At 34.2% G+C, this 986-nt stretch carries 1 pseudogene; it reads right to left on the bottom strand.

What is annotated here, in order from left to right:
* Window positions 1-297: 297 nt before the first annotated feature.
* Window positions 298-986, bottom strand: a pseudogene (locus tag VB798_RS24300) (glycoside hydrolase family 2); the annotation flags it as partial.

Raw genomic sequence — 986 nt, forward strand, 5'->3', positions numbered from 1 at the left:
TAAAGAATCAATCTCCAATAATCCGGAAATAATATTGGATATTGATTGTTTAAAATTTCCTTAAATACTAATTGTGGAAATTGGAAAATGACATGTCGCCAAATAGGTCAAGTATATTCGCCAGAGTACTCGTTGTATTAGTATTTGATACCTGTATCATCAAAACTTTTCAACATGGTTGGGTAATTTGTATAGGTTATATCTTCTTTTCCATTATGCTAAAGCTATCTGTGAGGAACCTCAACAGCAAGATTAAATTCCTAAAAGTGAAGCATCTTCACTTTTAGGAATTATAGGTTATTTTTCAAGCAAATATCCAAAATAGAAAAACAACTTTCGTTTAATTGTTCCGTTTATTGCGTTTAAATCGCTATTGGGACCAAGTGATTTTACTTCATTATTACTTACTCCCATTTTTGAACCTACCGCTGGAATGGCATCCAAAAATGAGATGTCTCCTGTAGGTAATACTGGATGTGGCTTTGCACCATTGATAGCATAAAAATCAAACAAACGTACATACAAATCGTCTTCAGGCGAGGCTACGATAAATTTGCCTTCCATTGTACTTAATTCCAGCCAAACAATATTAGAATAATATCCTTTGAACTCAGGGTAAATCCAAGGAGCATTGCCTGTTTGGGTATTGTTATATAAGTTTTCGAAAACATTATAGTTTAGTCCTTGCATACGGTTTTTCCAAGCTCGATAAGGTCCTTTTCCTAACCATTTGGCACTTAAAACCAATCCTTCTGGATAACTAAAACTTATCCCCGCAAAAGGATATTTACCCTCAAGTGCATATTCGTAGTCCATTTCAAGCCATCCATTTGGTTTCATTTTCCAACGCACATTTTTGAGTGAACCGTTATAAGAGACTTCTACTACTTGGTTATTATCTTCTTGATAATGTTTTATACTTGTGAAATCTGCTTGCCCCCTCACTAAAACAGGTCCATTATTGAATGATAATTTTGCACTGTTAT

Source organism: Arcicella lustrica (assembly GCF_034930985.1).
In the GTDB taxonomy this organism is placed as follows: Bacteria; Bacteroidota; Bacteroidia; order Cytophagales; family Spirosomataceae; genus Arcicella; species Arcicella lustrica.